Here is an 18609-nt window from a genome sequence, read left to right on the forward strand (position 1 = left end):
CTGCGGAGCCTTTTGTACGAACGCGACCAATCGACGGACGTGAGCGACGACACCGACGACGCGGCGGGACCCCGACACCGCCGGGTGACCTCGCATCCGACGCCCGGCCCCCTGAACTCCCTCCAGTACTGGACCGACGCCAAGCCGGTGTGGCGGGTGACGCTGAACTACCTCCTCGTGTGGGTGGCCCGGGTTGCGCCGTTCTTCCGGTGGAAGAACTGGGCGCTCCGGCGACTCGGCGTCACCGTCGGCAGCGGCGTCTCGTGGGGCCTCGAAGCCACCCCGGACGTGTTCTGGCCCGAACTCATCACGCTCGGCGACGACGTCATCGTCGGCTACGACTCGGTCCTCCTCTGCCACGAGTTCTTGCAGGAGGAGTACCGAACCGGGGAAGTCGTCCTCGAAGACCGGGCGATGATAGGCGCGAAGGCCGTGATTCTCCCGGGGGTCACCGTCGGCGAGGACGCGCAGGTGGCCGCGAACTCGCTCGTCACGCGGGACGTGCCGCCGGGGACGACGGTGGCGGGCGTCCCCGCCCGTCCGATGTCGAGCGCGGAGTTCGAAGACGGCGACGGCGATAGCGATAACGACGACTGACTACGGCCCCGAAAGAGACGTAGTACGAGGCGGGGGCGGCGACGACTACCGACGCCCAGAGCCACAGCATCCGCGCGTAGGGGTCCGGAGGCACGAATCCGACGGCGGGGAGGACGGAGAGTTAGAGCGGAAGCGTCGGTGGGTCAGACGCGCGCCAGTCGGATTTTGAACGTCGCGCCGTTCGAGTCGTTGCTCTCCACCCAGATGTCGCCGCCGTAGCTATCGAAGACGCTGTCGGCGAAGAACAGGCTGATTCCGGTGCCGTGGTGGAGTTGGTCGTACTCCTCGCGCCCGAAGATCAGGTCGCGTTGGGACTCCGGCACGCCGGGGCCGTTGTCGGCGACGGAGAGGACGACGTGGTCCTCGTTGACCTCCACGTCGACGGTGACGACCGGGTCGTCGGCGTCGTTGTGCGCGACGGCGTTCTCCAACACCGCCTCCACCGCCGTCGACAGCAGGTCGTCCGCGTTGACGACGACTTCCGGAAACACCTCGAAACGGAACGTCGCGCCGGGAAACTCCCGCATCACCTCGACCATCGCGTTGTTGAGAACGATGTCGAGGCGGACGGGGCGGTTGGTCGCGGCGTACGACCGCTCCAACAGGTCGCGCAGGTCGCGCGCGCGCTCGGACTTGCGGACGATTTCGAGGATGAGCTTCTGGGCCTTCTGGAGACTCTCGGTCGCCTCCTCCTCCGAGTCGGCCGACTGCGCCCGCTGGATGTGGCCGTACATCACGTTGAGTTCGTTCCGCAGGTCGTGTCTCAGCAGTCGGTTCAACACCTCCGAGGCGTTCTCGTACTGCTGTTGTTTCGTCGTGTCGACGAAGATGGCGACGACGCCTTCGACGTCGTCGTCGACGAGGATGGGAGCCGCGGTTCCGCGGCCGTACACCTTGTCGCCGTCGCTCGTTCGGGCGACGAACCGACCGCTCCACGTCTCGCCGCGCGAGAGGTGGTCGACGATGTCGGCGTAGATGTCGTCCTCGCCGGATATCTCGGCCGCCGAGCGCCCGACGAGTTCGCCCGGTCGGTAGCCGAGAAACTCCAGACCACTATCGTTGACGTCTCGGATGACGAAGTTGGGGTCGGCGATGAGCGCGGGAGCGCCGGTGCTACGGAAGGCTTGGCGGTACACTTCACCGCCGAGGCGGACGTCGTCTTCGTCGGGGCTCCACTCCACACTCTCACCAGACGCCCAGAGTATTTTATCCTCCGGGTTCGACAGGTCGGTCACGCCGAGGGAGGGGTACCCCTGAGTTCGAAGACCCGGTGGTAGTACGCGGCGACGATTTCGCGGATCGCGTCGAGGTCGCGGTCGCGGTCGGCGCGACTCCACCGGTCGTGTAGCTTCACCCCCGAGAGAAAGCACTCCGAGAGCGCCGCCGCCTCGTCCGCTTCGCACCCCGTGACCATCGCCTCGACTTTCAGCCGGTGCGCTTCGAGCGCCGTCCGGACCCAGTTCTCGTCGCGTTGGCCGTGCTGCCGCCAGAACTCGGTCTGACGCTCGCCGTAGGCCGCGTCGATACCGGTCTCCGCGCAGACGCGACAGAGCAGGTTCCGAACCACCTCCCAGCGGGGGTCGTCCGCGACGTCCCCGTCGTACGCCTCCGAGAGGTCGGTGAAGAGAAACTCCGTCGCGGGGCGGTCGAACGCCGCGGCGTTCGCCCGGAGTGCGGACCAGTTCTCGATTTCGTCCTGAACGAACAGGGCGCGCGCGAACGTCCGTCCGGCGCGTTCGGCGCGTTCGGGCGGGCGTTCGGGGAACTCCGCTCGGAACACCGCGGCCATCGCTTCGGTGCTCGCGTCGGCCGCCTCGACGGCGCCCGCGACGTCGCCTCGCAGGAGGCACTCCTCACGTATGTCCTGCTGATAGAACGCTTCGAGGAGGGTCTCCGCTACGTCGCGTGCCGCGGTGGAGGGAGCGTCGGAGCGGAGCGTCGGGGGGAGGTCCGGAGTCATGTATGCTGTGCGGGAGGTTCGCGTTCGGGCGATAGTCCCCGTGACAGCGCAAAACAGTTTTGGTAACTGACTTGTCAGATTCGGGCGCTATCACCGCACACGGACGATACCCTCGTCGAACACTTTCCGGTTGGGGACGATGTACTCCTCGCCGTCGTCCTCGACGTGCGTGACGAACAGGTCGACTTCCTGGACGATGCCGTCGGTGTCGCCGACGCGAATCTCGTCGCCGATAGCGTAGGGTTGCGTGAGAAGCAGGTACGTCCCCGCCGCGCCCGACTGGAGCATGTCCCGGAAGGCGATGCCGCCGAGGAACACCACGGCGAACAGGTACGCGGCCAGGAGGACGACGAGCGCCGTCGTGGCGACGCCGAGTTGCGAGAGGGCGATGAGCGCCGCGAGGAAGAACACGGTGAACTTCGCGGCCGCGGGAATGACGCCCACCTGCGGGAGTTTGACGCCGCGCAGTCGCTCCGCGATGAGCAGTCCCACTTTGTCGCCGACGACGATGCCGACGATGACGATGACCACCGCGAAGAACAGCATCGGGAGGAACTCGACGACCTGACTCCAGAAGCGGTCGGCGTAGTTCACGTTCGCGATGGAGAGCGCGGCGAGGACGGCGACGCCGACGACGAAGTAGCGGACCAACCACCCGAGCAGTTCGACCGTCGAGGTGTCGAAGTTGCGCGCGGTCCGCTCGAACGACGTCCCCTCGATGGAGTCCGGAACGCCGAGTCCTTCGAGGACCCGTCGCGTGAGCGTCCCGAGGAGGAGGGCGACGGCGACGCCGACGACGAGGACGACGAGTGCGAACCAGATATCCCGAGGGAGGAGGCCGAATATCTCCGAGAGGAACGGTTCGGCCGCCTCGGGCGCGTCGGGCGCCTCGGTCGGCACGCCGGTCTGCGCCGTCCAGAGCGTCACCGCGGGCGTCATCAGTAGTCCTCCGGATCGATCTCCAGGATCATCTTTCCGCCCTTGAACGCGCGGACGAGGCCGTCGGACTCCGAGAGCACGATGCTCGTCGTGTTCGTATCGCGGGTGATAGCCGCACCGGACATGTGGCGCGCGCCGAGGCCCTTCGGGATGTCGACCCCCTCCGCGGCGGGTTCGAGGTAGCGGTAGGCGCTGACGATCTTCCCCGAGTCGGAGATGATGAAGGCGCCGTCGAGGCGCGAGAACTCCTTGAGCATCACGTTCACGATGGGGTCGCCGACGTGGACGTGCGACTTCTCGAAGGGGTTGTACGACAGCGGTCGGGACTTGTTCATCACCTTGCCGGCGTCGCCGACGACGAACAACGCCCCGACGGGCTTGCCCTTCTGTCCCTTCTTGCCGAGTTCGATGGCCACCTCGAACACGTCGCGGATGACGCTCGGGTCCGCGCGGGAGTTGGCGAACAGGTCGTAGATGCCCGAGCGCATCTTCTCTTCGACGCGGACGCGGATGACCGCGTCCTGGTCGCCGTCGAACACGGCGACGTTGCAGGCGACGACGTCGCCCTCCTCGACGACGCCGGCCTCCATCGCACCCTCGATACCGAAGCGGATGCGGTCGCGGACGTTGTTGAACTCCAAGGGGAGTTCGATGTACGTCTCCGCGTCGACGGCGTTCTCGGGTGCGACGACTACGATGGGCGTGTCGAGGTTCGAGTCGGGGTCGGTGAACCGCTCGTAGTACGAACTGCTGGGAGAGAACACGAACAACGCGTCCACGTCCGCCACGACATCGTCGAGGAGGTCCGATAGCGCCACCATCACCTACACGTCATCTGCAGCGAGAAAAAGGCTTGTGGGACGTTCTCGGAGGTGATATCGACTGACGTGCGTCAGACAATCGGTGTGGGGTGAGCGCGAGAACGGCCGACCGAGGGCGAGTGAGCGGATGCGAGCGGTTGAATCGACGTCGGAAGGATGGACTTGGTTCTCTGTCGTGACCGACGTTCTGAGAAGCCATGCGCGGGACCGGATTCGAACTTCCGAAACTCGCTTCGTTCGTTTCGACGTTCGAGTTCCTCCGTTGCGCATACATGCCTCTCACGTTCGTTCGAGGCAGTATGCGCGGGACCGGATTCGAACCCCGGTCGCTCACTCCGTTCGCTCCCTGCTTCGAATCCGCTCGTTTCGCACTTCCCGCTCTTCACATCCGTTCAGAGCGGAGAAGTGCGCGGGACCGGATTCGAACCGGCGGACTCCTACGAGACAGCGTCCTAAGCGCTGCGCCGTTGGCCTAGCTTGGCTACCCGCGCGCAGTGGATAGTATCAGGAATCGAGGTAAGAAGTTGTCGTTCGTCGGCGAGTCAAGCACCGGCGGAGGCTCCCAACGGAGCCCCCAGACCGCGGAATCGACCCCGTCGGCCGATTCGCGGGGTCGTTCGGAGCAAGCGTCAAGTGCGTCGACGCGGAGCACTCAGTATGTACAGCGCCCGGGACAGGGTCGACAACGAGGAGTGGTTGCAGCGAATCGAGGCGGGCGGGGACCGCTTGGAACTCGGGTCCGAAGCGCGGTCGTACGCGAGCGACATGTTCCTCTCGCACGTGCCCGACACCGACCGCTCGAAGCGCGCCGTCGCCGCCGCGAGCCTGTACGCCGCCGCGCTCATCGCCGGCGAGGAGCGCTCGCAGTCGCGCGTCGCCGACGCGATGGATGTGACCCGGCTTAGCATCCAGCAGCGCTGGAAGGACATCCTCGAAGACGCGGGCTTTCGGCCGCCGACGTGGTGAGACGGAGACGGTGAGAACCGAAATCGAACGCGGACTCAGGCGTCGTCCGGGCGGGTCGCCTCGCGGCCGTCGCGTTCGGGCGTGAGGTTGCCGTGGCGGTCTATCTCTCCCCGGATGATGCGCGTCGAGGAGATGCGCTCGCCGTCCTCGGCGGCGACGTGGTCGACCACTTCGATGTCGAGGGGGTCGAGGTCACGCGCCTCCCGAATCTCGTTCACCCGCGCGCCGCCGTCTTTCGTCTCCGGAGAGACGATGAGCACGTCGAAGCCGGGTTCGGTGGCGATGCCGGTCGGTTCGTCGAGTTCCCGGATGTCGAACTCCCGGTCGTGCTCTTCGGCCAGCGGTCGTAGATGGTTCGTCAGGTCGCGCTTTCGCTCCTCGAACGGCCGGACGTACCGGTCGACGTGGCGGGTCTTCGGTGCGAGTTCGTCGCTCGTGAGACCGACGGTCACGTCGCCGAGTTCGAAGGCCCTCGCGAACAGTGCGAGGTGGCCGTCGTGAACCGGGTCGAAGGTCCCGCCCAGCGCGACGTTCATACCCGGGGGTCGGCGGCTCTCGACTTAAAAAGGTCGGCTTACGGAGGCGCGGACGGCGGGTTCGGATTCAGTCCTCGGCGTCCGGGCGGACGGTGATGGTGACGGGTTCGATATCGCCCGCCTCGTCGTCCCCGAGCAGACGCCGGTCGAGGTTGAAGACCGTGTTCAGTTGCGATTGGACCTGTCCGACGACGCTCTGGACGAGGTCGCTCGGCGGGATGGCGGTGTACTCGTAGGGGTTGTTACCTGCGCCGGAGTTCTTGCGCTTGCGCCGCGTCACCGTCTCCTCGGTGTGGAGTTCGGCGAGTGCCTCGCGGACGGTGCTGGGGTAGAGGCCGGTGCCGTCGGCCACCTCGTCGCTCGTGGTGTGGGGGTTCTGCCGGAGATAGACGTAGATGCGGGCGCGCGTCTCCGTGTCGAGCAACCACGCCAAGAGGTCGACGATGTTCTCGTCGAACTCCGAGACGGCCCGGTCGGCCTCCGCTTCGAGTCGCTCGCGGGTCGACTGCTCTGAGGGCGTTTCGGTCGGGTCGGCCACCTCGTCGCCCTCCGAACCCTCCTCTCTCGTGTCGTCGGGAGTGTCGTCCGCAGACATACTGTTCTGCCCCATAGGTCAAAACCAGCCACTTAAAAACCTTTCCGAACGGTTAGTCGAGACACAGACGTTCACAGAGGGCGTCGAGACCCGATTCGGCGTGAATCCGTCGCTGTCGCTCGGTTCCGCTCTCGACGTCGTACACGCTGCGGAGGCCGTCGACGCCGAGTCGGTCGCACTCCCGGTCGACGAACTCGCCGAGCGACACCGTTCCCTCGGCGTCCCGGGCGACGAACTCGGCGTCGTGGCCGTGCCGCGTCGCGCGCCACTTGTTCTCGTCGAGGAGTTCCCGACGGAGGTCCGTCCCCGACTCGCCGTCCTCGTAGCGTTCGGCCAAGTCGAGGACGAGGGCGTGGACGTACTCGACGAACGCCATCGTCTTCGCGGGGTCCGACTGCGCGTCGGGCGTCCGGACCTCGACGGTGCCGTGGCCGGTGTGCGGGCGCACGTCGAACCAGAGTTCGCCGCGGTCCTCGATGGACCCGAACTCGACCATCCGGCGCTCGAACTCCCGGAACGCCTCGAAGTCCGAGAAGCGCGAGGGCATCCCGGTGTTCGGGAGGTTCTCGAATATCTTCGCCCGCGCCGAGGAGAGGCCCGTGTCGAACCCGTTCCAGAAGGGGGAGTTCGCCGACAGGGCGAGCAGCGGCGGGAGGTACCACCGCGCCTCGTTGGCGACCCACGTCGCCTTGTCCGCGTCGTCGACGCCGACGTGGACGTGCAGGCCGGCGGTCGTGTTTCGGTGCTGGGGGTACTGGATGCGGTCGAGTTGCGACTTGTACCGCGGTTTCGTCGCGTGGTCGAGTTCGCGCCACTTCGCCGCCGGATGGAGGCCTGCCGCGGCGATGCGGTAGCCGTGGTTGGCCGCGTGGTCGACGAGGGCCTCCCGGACGGCGCGGACCGTCTCTCCCGCCTCCGCGGGGTCTTCGATGAGGGGCGTCTGCGTCTCGACGGTGAACTTAAAGAGTTCGTGGTCGATGCGGTCGTCGAGGAGCCCCTCGGGGGGGTTGTCGTAGACGAGGTCCGAGATGCCCGACGCGGGACGGCCGTCGCCGTCGACGATGTAGAACTCCTCTTCGACGCCGAGCGTGCCCATCCGGTCGAAGGCGTCCGCGGACCCTAGTTCCATCGCACGGTCGTTCGGGGGGGCCGATTAAATAGGTCGTGGACCCCGGCGACCCGTGCGGGCGACCGACGGACGCGGAGAGACTTACCTCGGCCGGGCGACGACGCCGAGGTGGTCCTCGTGGTACCGGTCCAATCGCTCCGTCTCCAGCACCTCGTAGGACTCGCGCAGGTCGTCGAGGAACCTCTCGAACACGTCCTCGGGGTCGGCGACGACGTCCTCGCTCCGCGCCTTCACGGCCGCGAGAAGGCGGCCGTCGTCGCCGAGGAACCGCCGGTTCCGCACCGCCACGTCGGCCTGTCCGCGCGTCGCGACGTCCTGCACGATGCAGTCGAGGTTCGACTCGACGACGTGCGCGTACGTCTCTGGCTTTCGCGCGTCCTTGAGGAGGGGAAAGAGGTTCTCTCGGTCCTCGGCGACGCCGAGGAGGTCACGAACCGGCCGCGCGGCGAACTCGACGGCGTACGTCGGCCCCGCGAAGTCGGCGACGTGCGACACCGTAGTCCCGGACGCCGCGCCGAGATACAGCACCGACTCGCCGCCGACGAGACCGGTGTCCATCCCCTGTTCGAGCATCGCGCCGAGTTTCGACCGGCCGGCGTCCCACGCGCGCCACCCGTCCTCGTCGCGGGGTTCGCCGTACACCGTCTCGCCGCGCGTGGCGAGTCGCTCGCGGCCGTCGAACGCGCGGCGCTCGACTCCTCGAGGTACGTCGGTCACTCTCCTACCTCCCGCGCTCGAATCGTCTCCATCCGCTCGCGTAACTCCTCGTGTACCTCCGGTTTCAGCTCCCCGGAGTAGTGGTCGATTCGAGCGGCGATGGTCAGTTTGCCGGCGAACGCGCGCGCCGCCGACCCGCGGTGGTCGGGGTGGGTGCCGCGCACGTAGTCGTGGACGTAGATGACGCCGTGCTTCGGGGAGGGGGCTCGCCCCTTCAGATGCGCGAACAGGGCGTCCTCCGCGCCGAGCACCTGAACGGTCCCGGAGGGCTTCTTCGCCAGCGATTCGAGGCCGCCCGCGAGGGCGACGAGGCGCGCCGCGAGGACGGGGCCGGCCATCTCCGCGAGGTTCGGTGCGACGGCGGGCGCCCGCGACTCGATGAACGCCCGTAGGTCGTCGCGTTCGTCTGCGAGGTCCGCGACGCGCCCGGCGAAGGAGACGACCCGCTCTTCGAGGGGCGTCGTCGGTTCTCTGTCGGCCACCTCGCGGGCGCCGTCGATGCCCGCGTCGACGTCCTCGAACAGCGTCCCGGCCCACTCGGCGAGGCGTTCGGCGAGTTCGTTGGCGGTCCGTTCGGCGTCGTCCATCGCGCGAATCGCGTGGACCAACTGCTTGTCGTCCGCTCGCTCCCGTTCGCGGACCTCTCGCCTCGTCGCGTTCAGGGTCACCTCGTGAAGCCGGTCGTAGTACTCCGCCTCCGAGTCGGCGTACCCGGATTCGACCGCGACAGCGGGCCAGTTCCGCGGCTCCTCAGTCTCGCCGTCGGTTACGGCCTCGTTGGCGCTCTCCGCGTCGTCGGGGTCGATACCCTCGAACCACCCCGCGTTCGTCGAGGGCGCACCGTCGTTCATGCTTCCACGCTGTCCCCGGACCGGTATATCCGTCCCGGTACGCGGTGCCGGCTGATATTCGACCGCGGTCGTCGTCCGAGCGCGTCACTGGCGTCGGGCACGCGCTGTCGACCTGCAGTTTTATGCTTTCGAATATGAGTGATATTTAGGTTATTTTCAAGAGTTCAAAAGAAATTTACTCGGATACGTGTTACAGAGACGGCGATGGCAGACGACAACGAAACGAGAGAACCGACTCGTCGTTCGTTCGTGAAAGCCGCGGGCGTCCTCGGCGTCGCCGCTACCACCGGCCTCGCCGCCGGGTCGGGGTCGGCCGCCGCCGACTCCGTCGGCTATCCGGACGCCGCGGACTGGACGCGCGAGCAGGCCGAACAGATAGAGCGGACGGACGACACGACCGCACCGCTCATCGACGACTCCGTCGAGCAACTCTCCGAGGAGCAGTACGTCTGGGACACGTGGCCGCTCCGGAACCGCGACGGGTCGCTCGCGAAGGTGAACGGCTACCAGATTATCTTCTCGCTGACCGCGACGGACGACGTCGTGCCGGGGGCCCGGCACAACCTCGCCAGCATCCGCTACTTCTACTCGCACAACGGCCACGACTGGCAGCAGGGCGGAGAAGTGTTCGACGCGGACGCCGCCCTCGGCCACCACCAGTGGGCCGGGTCCGCCATGTACGACGAGGAGACGGGAGACGTCAACGTGTTCTACACGGCCGTCAGCGCGGCGCCCGAGTACCGCCAGCGCCTCGCCGTCGGCACGGGAGCGTCCCTCGAAACGTCGGGTAACAGCGTCGAGATAACCGGTGGGTTCGACCACGGCATCATCGCCGAGGCGGACGGAGAACTGTACCAGACGCTGGAGCAGTCCCGCGACCAGGGCATCATCTACGCCTTCCGCGACCCGTGGTTCTTCGAGGACCCGGAGACGGGAGACGTGTACGCCCTGTTCGAGGGCAATACCCCCATCGAGAACCCCTCGGAATACACCGACTGGAACGGGAACGTCGGCATCGCGAAGGCCACGGGCGACGGGTTGGACGAGTGGGAACTGCAAGAACCGCTCGTCGAGGCCATCACGGTCAACCAACAGCTCGAACGGCCGCATATCGTCGTGAACGACGGGAGCTACTACCTGTTCACCATCAGCCACAAGTTCACGTTCGCGCCGGGACTCACCGGTCCCGACGGGCTCTACGGGTTCATCGCAGACTCGCTCGACGGCGACTACGAACCGCTCAACGAGGGCGGACTCGTCGTCTCGAACCCCGAGTCGGCGCCGTTCCAGACGTACTCGTGGCTCGCGCTTCCGATGGGTGACGACCTCGCGGTCACCAGCTTCTACAACTTCCGCGAGACGGACTCGCTGCAGGACGTCGGCGGCCTCCCCGCGGACGAGCAGAAACGGCTGTTCGGCGGGACGCTCGCGCCGAGTCTGCAAGTCCGGATAGACGGAACGGAGACCGAAATCGTGCGCGAGATGAAGGACGGGTACTTCTCGCCCGCTATCGGCGCCCAGCAGCGGGGTAACGGTCGGAGCAAGCAACACTGACACGAATCCTCACGCGAGGCGAGGACACACGCGAGTAAAACAGGGAGTCGCGGGTTCGAGGGCGGAATCACCGCTCTCGGTCGGCGGCGCTCAGACGCCGGCGCCGCGACCATCGGGGCCGTCGTCGAGGTACGCGCGAAGGCCCACTCGCGCCGCGCGGCGCGATTCGAATCCGAACCCGACGGCGGTACAGTCCGACTCGGGGCAGATCCATCCGTAGGTTGCCGACCGTTCGTCGACGAACACGTCGGTGTCGCCCCCGCATCGCGGGCAGGCGAACCCCCACAGGAACGCGCCGCCGAGTCCGCGTGGTCTCTTGCTCATGAGATCCACCCGCATAGATATCGTCTAACGTCGAAATCATGGTACCTATATTCATAGCACTACCCGAACCGGGACGCTATACAGTGAAACGGCGGTCCGTCCGAGGGGGGACTAGCTGCGGTAACGTTTAACACGCCGAGTCCCTAATTGTCTTCCGTCAACGATGAGTGAACGGTCACCTTTCGTCTGTCGCGAGTGCGGGAACCGCGTCTCGGCGGGGTCGTTCCGGTCGACCTGTCCCGACTGCGGTGGAGAGCTCGGGCCGTTCGGCGGACCGACGAGAGTCACCGGTGACTGACGAGTCGGACCCGAGCGCCGGCGAGTCGCGGGCGAGTCCCGAGCGCATCAGGTCCCTGGCGGTGACGGCCGACGACGTGGTCACGGCGCTCGAAGCCAACGAGCGGCGCGACCAGAACGCCGTCCTGCGCGTGACGCCGCCGTTCGCTGGGCGGATGCGCGCTCGCCTCCACCTCGCGGGCGCCGAGGGCGGGTACGACGACGACGCGCGTCCCGTCCACCTCCCGCCGGAGCGACTGGTCCGCGACGTCCCCTCCTTCCCGGCCGTCGACGAGACGGGCGACGAACTCCGCGCCTCCGAGGAGCCGTACAGCCGCGAGCGACACCGCGAACGGCACGCCGAAGCCGTCGAGGCGTGGCGACGGGCCGTCCGCGATAGTCTCGACGAACGGGCGACGCTGGAGACGCCGGCGGGCCCGCACGAAGTAGACGTGAACTACCTCGGTTGAACCGGCGTCGAACCGAGCGCAGCGACCGAGAAGGCGGGAAACATGAAGACGCCGCGACGGGCTTTTACTCCGGCGGCGGGACGGAGATGATATGAGCGGGACGAGCGACGACGGCTACCGACGCGGCCGCCGCGTCGAAGCGGAGCAGAGACAGCGAGTGCGGAGCGTCTACCGCAGGCTCCTACTCATCATCTGGACCATCGGAACCGTCATGGCCCTCGCCGTCTTCGGCGCGAACGTCAGCGGCGCCTTCGCCGTCGTCGTGGTGATGCACATCTTCTTCTCGGGTCTCATCTGGGCGGACATCCGCGCGCTTCGGAAACAGGGCGTCGAGTGGGGCCTCTCCCGACACCTCTGGTTCGCGTCGGCGCTGGTGTTCCCGTTCGTCACGCTCCTGTACTGCTGGTACGTCGGCCGCGTCGTCCGACGGGAGAACGAGCGACGCGGGCTCTCCGAGGACGAACCGTCGGACGGCGCCGCCGACGAGACGGGAACGAAGGGCGACGAGACGACGGAATCGCCGAAGTCGCCGGAACCGTCGACGGAACGCGAACGGACAGGTTCTCGATAAATCGACCGGTCGGCGTCGGGAGAGACGCCGCAGCGAGGAGAACGGAGCGATACGCCCGAACGGAAGAAATGAAACTAGATAGATAATTCTCCGAACAACTTATTCCTTCTCGCGAGAAAAGTCAGATTACGATGACCTCCAAACGAGTCGTCGCCGCGGTGCTCGCGGTGGCGATGCTCACGACGACGTCCGGTTGTATTGGCTTCCTCACGGGCGACGAGGCGCTCTCGTTCGCCGCCGAACCCGCGGTGGTGGACGAGTCGGCCGCCGACAGCGCCGGGTATTCGACCGACGGGCCCCGCGTCCTCTCGGTCAACAGAACGGTGTCCGCGGCCGGACAGGAGCGGCAAGTGGTCGCGGAGAACCAGGTGACCACGTACCGGAAGACGCTCGATCTGGGCATCTTCGAGGCCGACTTGGGCGTGTTCACCGTCGTCTCGACGCCCGCCGTCGAGATAGCCGGGCAGACGCTGAACCCCATCGGGGAGTTCTCGAATCGACGACTCGTCTCCCTCGTGCAGGACCAGTATCAGGGACTTAACGATGTCCAGGAGGTCAGTTCGCAGACGATAACGGTCCAGGGCCGGCAGACCGAGGTGACGAAGTACTCCGGGACCGCCACCGTGCAGGGTCAGGAAGTCGACGTGTACGTCCACGTCACGAAATACCGCGACGGCGATGACTTCGTCGTCGCCATCGGCGTCTACCCGCAGCGACTGGACGGCGAGGAGGCGAACGTGCTGTCGATGATGCGGGCCATCGAACACCCGGCCTAAAGCGCGCGGCCGAACCGCCCCGCCGAACAACGCTTTTCTCGTCGCCGCGGGACGTACCGCGCATGAACCGCGAACGGACCGCCGGAACCGTCCTGACCGGCCTCTCGGTCTTCGGCTACGGCGTCGGCGTCGTCGCTTCTTACCCGGGTCGGTCGGTCACCATCGTCGGCCTCATGGTCGGCGTGACACTGGTCGCCGTCGGGACGCGCGGGGGCGGCGCGTGATAGACGCACGCGTGTACGACGCGGGCGGCGTCGACACGAGGAAGATCGACTCCGAGGCGGCCCTCGAACGGGCGCGCGACGCGCCGGGGACGACGTGGGTCCGCGTCAGCACCGCGACGGAGGCCGAGATGGAGGCCGTCTCGCGGGTGTTCGGCATCCACGCGTTGGAACTCGAAGACGTGCGGAACGACGTGCGACCGAAGACGGAGGAGTTCCCCGACCACACGTTCGTCCTCGTGAAGGCGGCGTCGCTCAGGCGCGGGGAGACGACGTTCGACGAGGAGGTGCAGACGAAGCCCGTCGGTCTGTTCGTCGGGGAGGAGTGGGTGCTCACGCTCACCGTCGAGGACGCCGTCGTTCCGGCCGTCGAACGCATCTGGCGGTCCATCGAGAACCGCGAGGGGCGCATCCTCGTGAACGGGCCGGACTTCGCCGCCTACCGCGTCATCGACCGCGTCATCGACGAGTACTTCACCCTCTTGGACGACGTCGAGGACACCATCGAAGAGATAGAGGAGGGGGTACTCGAAGGCCCGGACGACGACGTGCTCGACGGTCTCAACGCCGTTCGGCGCGACCTGCTGTCGTTCCGGAAGGTAGTGTGGCCGACCCGCGAGGCCGTCTCGATACTCGCCCGCGGCGACGCCGCGCACGTCCGCGAACCGACCGAGAAGTACTACCGCGACGTGTACGACCACCTCGTCGAGGTGGTCGACCTGACGGAGACGTATCGCGATTTAGCCCGGGGCGCGCGCGACATCTACCTGAGCGTCGTCTCCCAGTCGACGAACGAGGTGATGCGGCGACTCACCGTCGTGGCGACCATCTTCATCCCCCTGACGTTCGTCGTCGGCGTCTACGGGATGAACTTCTCCGGAACGGGAAACATGCCCGAGTTGACGTGGCCGTACGCCTACCCGGCGGTGATGGTCGGGATGACCCTCGTCACGGTCATCCTCCTCCTGTACTTCGAGCGGGAGGGCTGGCTCTGAACAACCGAAAGGGATAAGTAGTTCACTCATCCCCCTGACTATCGTTCACGATTTATCCGGAACTGCCCGAAATCCATCTGCTCGGTGCCTCTGTGCTGCGTTTTTCTCGGGCCTAATTTGGGGAAACATTTAAATACTTTCCATGGTTACTAAGAGTAAGGACTCGGGCCACCTGGTGTCTCTCTCACTTCTTATTTCTTCACCCGGCTGGCGACGGGTCCGCATCCCACCATGAGCGACACGACAATCAGAGAGTACGTCAGCACCGACCGACGACGCGAGAGCGTCGACGAGACGGCGACGGAGCAGGAGACGGAGGCGGAAGGAGAGCGACAGGTGTGCCCCGAGTGCGGCGGGTCGCTCGTCGCCGACGAGGCCCGCGGCGAGACGGTCTGCGGCGACTGCGGCCTCGTCGTCGAGACGGACGCCGTCGACCGCGGCCCCGAGTGGCGCGCGTTCGACTCCTCGGAGCGCGACTCGAAGTCCCGCGTCGGCGCGCCGACGACCCAGATGATGCACGACAAGGGGCTGTCGACCAACATCGGCTGGCAGAACAAGGACGCCTACGGCAACTCGCTGTCGGCGCGCCAGCGAGAGCAGATGCAGCGGCTCCGCACGTGGAACGAGCGCTTCCGCACGCGCGACTCGAAGGAACGCAACCTGAAGCAGGCGCTCGGCGAAATCGACCGCATGGCCTCCGCGCTCGGCCTGCCCGAGAACGTCCGCGAGACGGCCTCGGTCATCTACCGCCGCGCGCTCGGGGACGACCTGCTGCCCGGCCGCTCCATCGAGGGCGTCGCCACCTCGGCGCTGTACGCCGCCGCGCGACAGGCCGGGACGCCCCGGTCGCTCGACGAGTTGGAGACGGTCTCCCGCGTCGACAAGATGGAACTGACCCGGACGTACCGCTACATCGTCCGCGAACTGAAGCTGGAAATCGAGCCCGCCGACCCCGAACAGTACGTCCCGCGGTTCGCCTCCGAACTCGGAATCTCCGACGAGGCCGAACGGCAAGCCCACACGCTGCTCCAGGGGGCGAAGAAGGCCGGCATCCACTCGGGGAAGTCGCCCGTCGGCCTCGCCGCCGCGGCCGTCTACGCGGCCGCCCTGCTCACCAACGAGAAGGTGACGCAGAGTCAGGTGAGCGAGGTGGCGAGCATCTCCGAAGTCACCATCCGGAACCGGTACAAAGAGCTGCTCGAAGTGGATGATGCGGGCCTGTTCGCCTGATCCCGTCGGCCGTATTTTTCGACCGAACCGGCGGCGGACGGCGCGGCCGGACCCGACGTGGAACGCGACTGTTCGATGCGGAAACCTTTATTCCTGCACCGCGAGTCAATGGCAACCATGGTCGAAGCGTTTGTTCGATTGCTGTGCCCCGAGTGCGGGAAAGACTGGGAAACGAACCCGTCCGAACTCCCCGGCACCAAGAAGAACTACACGTGCTCGTCGTGCGGCGTGACCCGCCGCCTCGCCGAATTCATGCGAACCGAACGCGACCTCCAGACGGTGAAACAGTTCGAGTAGCGCGGCGTCGGACGCTCCCGCGAGGACTGTCGACGGCCGGCTTCTCTTCTACAGGTCCGGAACCGCCGAGAGCGCCCCGCACGCGTCGCACTTCAGCACCGTCGTCCCCTGCTCGGTGACGAGACGCGTGTCGGGCGACTCGCACTCGGTACAGCGGACGTAGTCCTCGACGTACTCGTCGAGTGCGACCTGCAGGCGCCGGTCGTTGAAACTCCCGGTGAGGCGGAGGCGCCCCTTCGAGTCTATCTCCGCGCTCGTTCCGAGTTCCGTCTGTAGCGCCTTCATCAGGTGCGCGGGGTCGCGGGCGAGTCGGTCGCACGTCTCGTCGAAGTTCTCGTACACCGTCGCGTTCCCCTCCGAGCGAATCCGCGGGTCGGGGACCTGAAAGCGGTCGCTCCCGTCGGCGACGTCGGGCGACTGTTCGAGCGCTCTGTCGAGTTGTTCCTCGTAGCCCATGCCGGAGAGAAGGGAACGCGACGTCTAAAAACGTTCAGAAGTGCCGGCGCGCCCCGCCCGCGCCGCGTCGGCACCGCGTCCGCGAACCGTCAGCCCTTAACTCGCGAGCGACGAACGACGGCTACGAACGACTGTATTCGAACGCGACTCGACCGCGAATCCGGTCGAACTGTCATCATCTAACGTATTGAAAACGGGCCGCAGACGGTATTTTCCGGCGGTTTAGGCAGGGTGTGCTAACGAGGGTCAAGATAGTAATATAATCCTCCAGTCTCAAGTGGGGTTTGCTCATGAAGAAGCAGGAACTCATCCACCTGCACGGCCTGCTCGCAGAGGTACACACAGAGATCGAGGAGCGCGAAGACAGCGATATTCCGCTCACAGCATACAACGAACTCGGCGTCCGACCGACGTCGATTCACAAGTCTAAGACCGACCACAAGGCTGCTGTTTTCAAACTCGTGAAAGGAATCACCTCGTCGATGGACGAACCCGAGCAGGAAGCCGTCGCACCGCACGCGGACTGAAACGCCCACAGAACAACGACTCCTGCGGACCCTTTGAACCGACGAGTCCCGTCTCTCCTCGGCGAGAGGGCCGTCGTCTTCGTCGGCGGAACGGCGCGTCGAGTTTCGACGACGGACGCTCCGAGCGTCGCGGGCGGGTGCGCCGGGGCGCCGAAAAACAGCACGGGTTTCGGTCGCGAGACAGGGTGTGACGGAGCGCCGGTCGAGGCCGAGTCGGGGCCGCGCGCCTCAGGAATCGTCCATCAGGTCGTCGAACTCCGGGATGAGGTCGTCGTCGTCCGCGTCCCCGTTCGCTTCCTCGGTCTCTTCTTCCTCCTCGTCGGGGAGGACGTCGACGCGGAGCACCTTCAGCGGGACGCTCTCCAGTCGCTGACCGATCTCTTTGCGCGCGATGCGCGCGGCGTGTTCCTCCTGTTCGACGTTGAACACGGTCATCTCCAGTTCGAGGGCGACCAGCGCCTCGTCGGCGGCGACGAACGCCGGGACGAGTTCCTCGCCGGCGGGCGACGTGCGCGACCCCATGCTGATTTCGACGTAGTTGAGGTCCGGGTTCAGCAGTTCGCCGGTCTTCGAGATGGCGATGCGGATGGCCTCGTCCTCCGTCTCGACGTCGTACACGGGAACCGCGGCCTCGACGACGACCCTGCAGTCCATGATAACTCGAAGTTACGTCGGGCGCCGCATGAAGGTTGGCCCGAAATTACAAATCGTGCGGGACCCTAACCCCCCGCCTTCGGGGCGAGCAACGCGGTATTCCGGGGTATCGGATTCCAGTCCACCCGCAGTCCTCGGGACCGAACCGATCCGGTCCGCCCGCCGCCGAACCGGGTGCGGGCCGTACGGTCACTCTCCGCCAGCGCGGAGGTAGTAGAACAGGTACGTCTGGGCGTACCCGGCGTATGTCCCGCCGAGTCGGTCCCGGATGGCCCGGGAGGTGTCGGCGTACGACCCCTTCTCGCAGTCGGGATAGTGTTCTTCGATAGCGGAGCGGATCCACGTGTCGAGGGGAACCGCCTCCAGATAGCCCAAAGAGAACAGGAGCACGCAGTCGGACACCTTGTCGCCGACGCCGACGAACCGCCTCAGCGACTCGCGGGCCTCCTCGTAGGGGAGTCCCGCGGCCTCGTCGGGGTGGGCCTCGCCGTCGGCGACCATCTCGGCCGTTCGCTGCACGTAGGGGGCACGGTAGCCGAGCGAGAGGTCGCGGAGTTCCGCCTCCGTCCGCGCGGCCAACCGCTCGGGCGTCGGGAACGCGTGGAACGTCTCGCCGTCGACGGCGACCGACTCGCCGTACTCGCGGGCCAGTCGCATCTGCATCCCGTGGATGCGGGAGACGCGCATCTGCGCCGAGCAGATGAACGATATCAGGCACGGAAACGCCGGGTCGCGCACGAGGCGCATGCCCTCGTAGGCGTCGTAGGCGCGGTCGAGCAGGGGGTCGTCGGGCGTCGCGTCGAGTATCGCGTCCAAGTCGTCGTCGAGGCGGAGGAGGTGGGTGAGAATCGGCACCGCGTCCGCCGTCGCCTCCCACTCCAGACGCCCCGCGCGTTCGTCCCCGGTCTGTCGGACCCGGACCGCGACCGACTCCTCGGAGACACCCGGAATCGGCGGCACGACCGTCTCGTACCACGCGTCGCCGCCGTGCACGCTCATCGTCTCGTACATCCGGCCGTCCGCGCGGTCCCAGAGGTACGACTGCCCGCTCTCCAGCGTCGCCTGCAGGTCGAACGCGCCGTCGAGGTCCGACAGGGGAATCGTCCCGGTTTCGAACTCCATCGTCTCGGGTCAGGGAGGCGGCGGG

Annotated in this window: 25 protein-coding genes and 1 tRNA gene; 12 read left to right on the plus strand and 14 right to left on the minus strand. The window is 66.6% G+C overall.

The annotated features are described in order from the left end of the window. The first annotated feature begins 39 nt into the window (after positions 1-39). A complete protein-coding gene (locus NDI76_RS09515) occupies positions 40-597 on the plus strand; it encodes an acyltransferase (RefSeq protein ID WP_310923774.1) in 558 nt (185 codons plus the stop codon). Positions 598-740: 143 nt separating this feature from the next. Here NDI76_RS09515 and NDI76_RS09520 read toward each other — a convergent pair whose 3' ends face one another. The 5 genes from NDI76_RS09520 to NDI76_RS09540 form a co-directional block, all read right to left on the minus strand. Then, a complete protein-coding gene (locus NDI76_RS09520; RefSeq protein WP_310923775.1) occupies positions 741-1778 on the minus strand; it encodes a sensor histidine kinase in 1038 nt (345 codons plus the stop codon). 50 nt (positions 1779-1828) lie between these two features. After that, entirely contained in the window at positions 1829-2557 is a 729-nt protein-coding gene (locus NDI76_RS09525) for a hypothetical protein (protein WP_310923776.1), read from the minus strand. Positions 2558-2647: 90 nt separating this feature from the next. Next, the gene (locus NDI76_RS09530) at positions 2648-3496 is read right to left on the minus strand and encodes a mechanosensitive ion channel family protein (protein ID WP_310923777.1); all 849 of its coding nucleotides are present in this window, start codon (positions 3494-3496) and stop codon (positions 2648-2650) included. After that, the gene (gene dacZ, locus NDI76_RS09535) at positions 3496-4317 is read right to left on the minus strand and encodes a diadenylate cyclase (protein WP_310923778.1); all 822 of its coding nucleotides are present in this window, start codon (positions 4315-4317) and stop codon (positions 3496-3498) included. The genes NDI76_RS09530 and dacZ overlap by 1 nt, the downstream gene beginning before the upstream one ends. Before the next feature lie 406 nt (positions 4318-4723). After that, positions 4724-4808, minus strand: a tRNA-Leu gene (locus tag NDI76_RS09540). Positions 4809-4974: 166 nt separating this feature from the next. Between NDI76_RS09540 and NDI76_RS09545 the strand changes: the two genes are divergently transcribed. Beyond that, positions 4975-5283, plus strand: coding sequence for a transcription initiation factor IIB family protein (locus tag NDI76_RS09545; protein WP_310923779.1), 309 nt, complete (start codon positions 4975-4977; stop codon positions 5281-5283). Between the two features lie 35 nt (positions 5284-5318). Here NDI76_RS09545 and NDI76_RS09550 read toward each other — a convergent pair whose 3' ends face one another. The 5 genes from NDI76_RS09550 to NDI76_RS09570 all read right to left on the minus strand — a co-directional run bounded on the left by NDI76_RS09550 (position 5319) and on the right by NDI76_RS09570 (position 9111). Further along, positions 5319-5819 carry a phosphopantetheine adenylyltransferase gene (locus NDI76_RS09550; RefSeq protein WP_310923780.1) on the minus strand — a complete coding sequence of 167 codons (501 nt, stop codon included), beginning with the start codon at positions 5817-5819 and terminating at the stop codon, positions 5319-5321. 67 nt (positions 5820-5886) lie between these two features. Beyond that, positions 5887-6414, minus strand: coding sequence for a helix-turn-helix domain-containing protein (locus NDI76_RS09555; protein WP_310923781.1), 528 nt, complete (start codon positions 6412-6414; stop codon positions 5887-5889). A gap of 52 nt (positions 6415-6466) precedes the next feature. After that, entirely contained in the window at positions 6467-7543 is a 1077-nt protein-coding gene (locus NDI76_RS09560) for a glutamate--cysteine ligase (RefSeq protein ID WP_310923782.1), read from the minus strand. A gap of 81 nt (positions 7544-7624) precedes the next feature. After that, positions 7625-8260, minus strand: coding sequence for a fibrillarin-like rRNA/tRNA 2'-O-methyltransferase (locus tag NDI76_RS09565; protein ID WP_310923783.1), 636 nt, complete (start codon positions 8258-8260; stop codon positions 7625-7627). Continuing rightward, a complete protein-coding gene (locus tag NDI76_RS09570; RefSeq protein ID WP_310923784.1) occupies positions 8257-9111 on the minus strand; it encodes an NOP5/NOP56 family protein in 855 nt (284 codons plus the stop codon). The genes NDI76_RS09565 and NDI76_RS09570 overlap by 4 nt, the downstream gene beginning before the upstream one ends. A 204-nt stretch (positions 9112-9315) precedes the next feature. Between NDI76_RS09570 and NDI76_RS09575 the strand changes: the two genes are divergently transcribed. Continuing rightward, positions 9316-10665: a glycoside hydrolase family 68 protein gene (locus NDI76_RS09575; protein ID WP_310923785.1), complete on the plus strand. Its 1350-nt coding sequence runs from the start codon at positions 9316-9318 to the stop codon at positions 10663-10665. Between the two features lie 90 nt (positions 10666-10755). Here the strand turns inward: NDI76_RS09575 and NDI76_RS09580 are convergent, their stop codons facing one another. Beyond that, complete coding sequence (locus tag NDI76_RS09580) at positions 10756-10989, minus strand: hypothetical protein (protein ID WP_310923786.1); 234 nt, start codon at positions 10987-10989, stop codon at positions 10756-10758. A 163-nt stretch (positions 10990-11152) separates the two neighbouring features. Here NDI76_RS09580 and NDI76_RS22600 point away from each other — a divergent pair, with 163 nt between their 5' ends. The 8 genes from NDI76_RS22600 (at position 11153) to NDI76_RS09615 (ending at position 15825) form a co-directional block, all read left to right on the plus strand. Then, positions 11153-11287, plus strand: a complete 135-nt coding sequence (locus tag NDI76_RS22600; protein WP_425498342.1) for a rubrerythrin-like domain-containing protein — start codon at positions 11153-11155, stop codon at positions 11285-11287. Next, the gene (locus NDI76_RS09585; RefSeq protein WP_310923787.1) at positions 11280-11735 is read left to right on the plus strand and encodes a DUF8009 family protein; all 456 of its coding nucleotides are present in this window, start codon (positions 11280-11282) and stop codon (positions 11733-11735) included. Before NDI76_RS22600 ends, NDI76_RS09585 begins: the two co-directional genes overlap by 8 nt. Before the next feature lie 91 nt (positions 11736-11826). Then, positions 11827-12306, plus strand: a complete 480-nt coding sequence (locus NDI76_RS09590) for a hypothetical protein (RefSeq protein WP_310923788.1) — start codon at positions 11827-11829, stop codon at positions 12304-12306. A gap of 131 nt (positions 12307-12437) precedes the next feature. Next, positions 12438-13082: a DUF6517 family protein gene (locus tag NDI76_RS09595; protein WP_310923789.1), complete on the plus strand. Its 645-nt coding sequence runs from the start codon at positions 12438-12440 to the stop codon at positions 13080-13082. 62 nt (positions 13083-13144) lie between these two features. Continuing rightward, positions 13145-13306 carry a hypothetical protein gene (locus tag NDI76_RS09600; protein ID WP_310923790.1) on the plus strand — a complete coding sequence of 54 codons (162 nt, stop codon included), beginning with the start codon at positions 13145-13147 and terminating at the stop codon, positions 13304-13306. Continuing rightward, on the plus strand, positions 13303-14298 hold the full coding sequence (corA, locus tag NDI76_RS09605) for a magnesium/cobalt transporter CorA (protein WP_310923791.1): 996 nt from the start codon (positions 13303-13305) through the stop codon (positions 14296-14298). Before NDI76_RS09600 ends, corA begins: the two co-directional genes overlap by 4 nt. A 231-nt stretch (positions 14299-14529) precedes the next feature. Further along, positions 14530-15528 (plus strand): transcription initiation factor IIB, encoded by a 999-nt coding sequence (locus NDI76_RS09610; RefSeq protein ID WP_310923792.1) that lies wholly within the window; start codon positions 14530-14532, stop codon positions 15526-15528. A 117-nt stretch (positions 15529-15645) separates the two neighbouring features. Continuing rightward, complete coding sequence (locus NDI76_RS09615) at positions 15646-15825, plus strand: DUF7836 family putative zinc-binding protein (protein ID WP_310923793.1); 180 nt, start codon at positions 15646-15648, stop codon at positions 15823-15825. Positions 15826-15873: 48 nt separating this feature from the next. Here NDI76_RS09615 and NDI76_RS09620 read toward each other — a convergent pair whose 3' ends face one another. Continuing rightward, positions 15874-16281 (minus strand): translation initiation factor IF-2 subunit beta, encoded by a 408-nt coding sequence (locus NDI76_RS09620; protein ID WP_310923794.1) that lies wholly within the window; start codon positions 16279-16281, stop codon positions 15874-15876. A 290-nt stretch (positions 16282-16571) separates the two neighbouring features. Between NDI76_RS09620 and NDI76_RS09625 the strand changes: the two genes are divergently transcribed. Beyond that, complete coding sequence (locus tag NDI76_RS09625; protein WP_310923795.1) at positions 16572-16808, plus strand: UPF0058 family protein; 237 nt, start codon at positions 16572-16574, stop codon at positions 16806-16808. 228 nt (positions 16809-17036) lie between these two features. Here NDI76_RS09625 and NDI76_RS09630 read toward each other — a convergent pair whose 3' ends face one another. Together NDI76_RS09630 and NDI76_RS09635 are read right to left on the minus strand one after the other, a co-directional pair. Next, positions 17037-17462: a DUF555 domain-containing protein gene (locus tag NDI76_RS09630; protein WP_310923796.1), complete on the minus strand. Its 426-nt coding sequence runs from the start codon at positions 17460-17462 to the stop codon at positions 17037-17039. Between the two features lie 189 nt (positions 17463-17651). Continuing rightward, positions 17652-18584 (minus strand): DNA-3-methyladenine glycosylase family protein, encoded by a 933-nt coding sequence (locus NDI76_RS09635; RefSeq protein ID WP_310923797.1) that lies wholly within the window; start codon positions 18582-18584, stop codon positions 17652-17654. Between the last annotated feature and the right edge of the window lie 25 nt (positions 18585-18609).

This window comes from Halogeometricum sp. S1BR25-6, from assembly GCF_031624495.1.
In the GTDB taxonomy this organism is placed as follows: Archaea; Halobacteriota; Halobacteria; order Halobacteriales; family Haloferacaceae; genus Halogeometricum; species Halogeometricum salsisoli.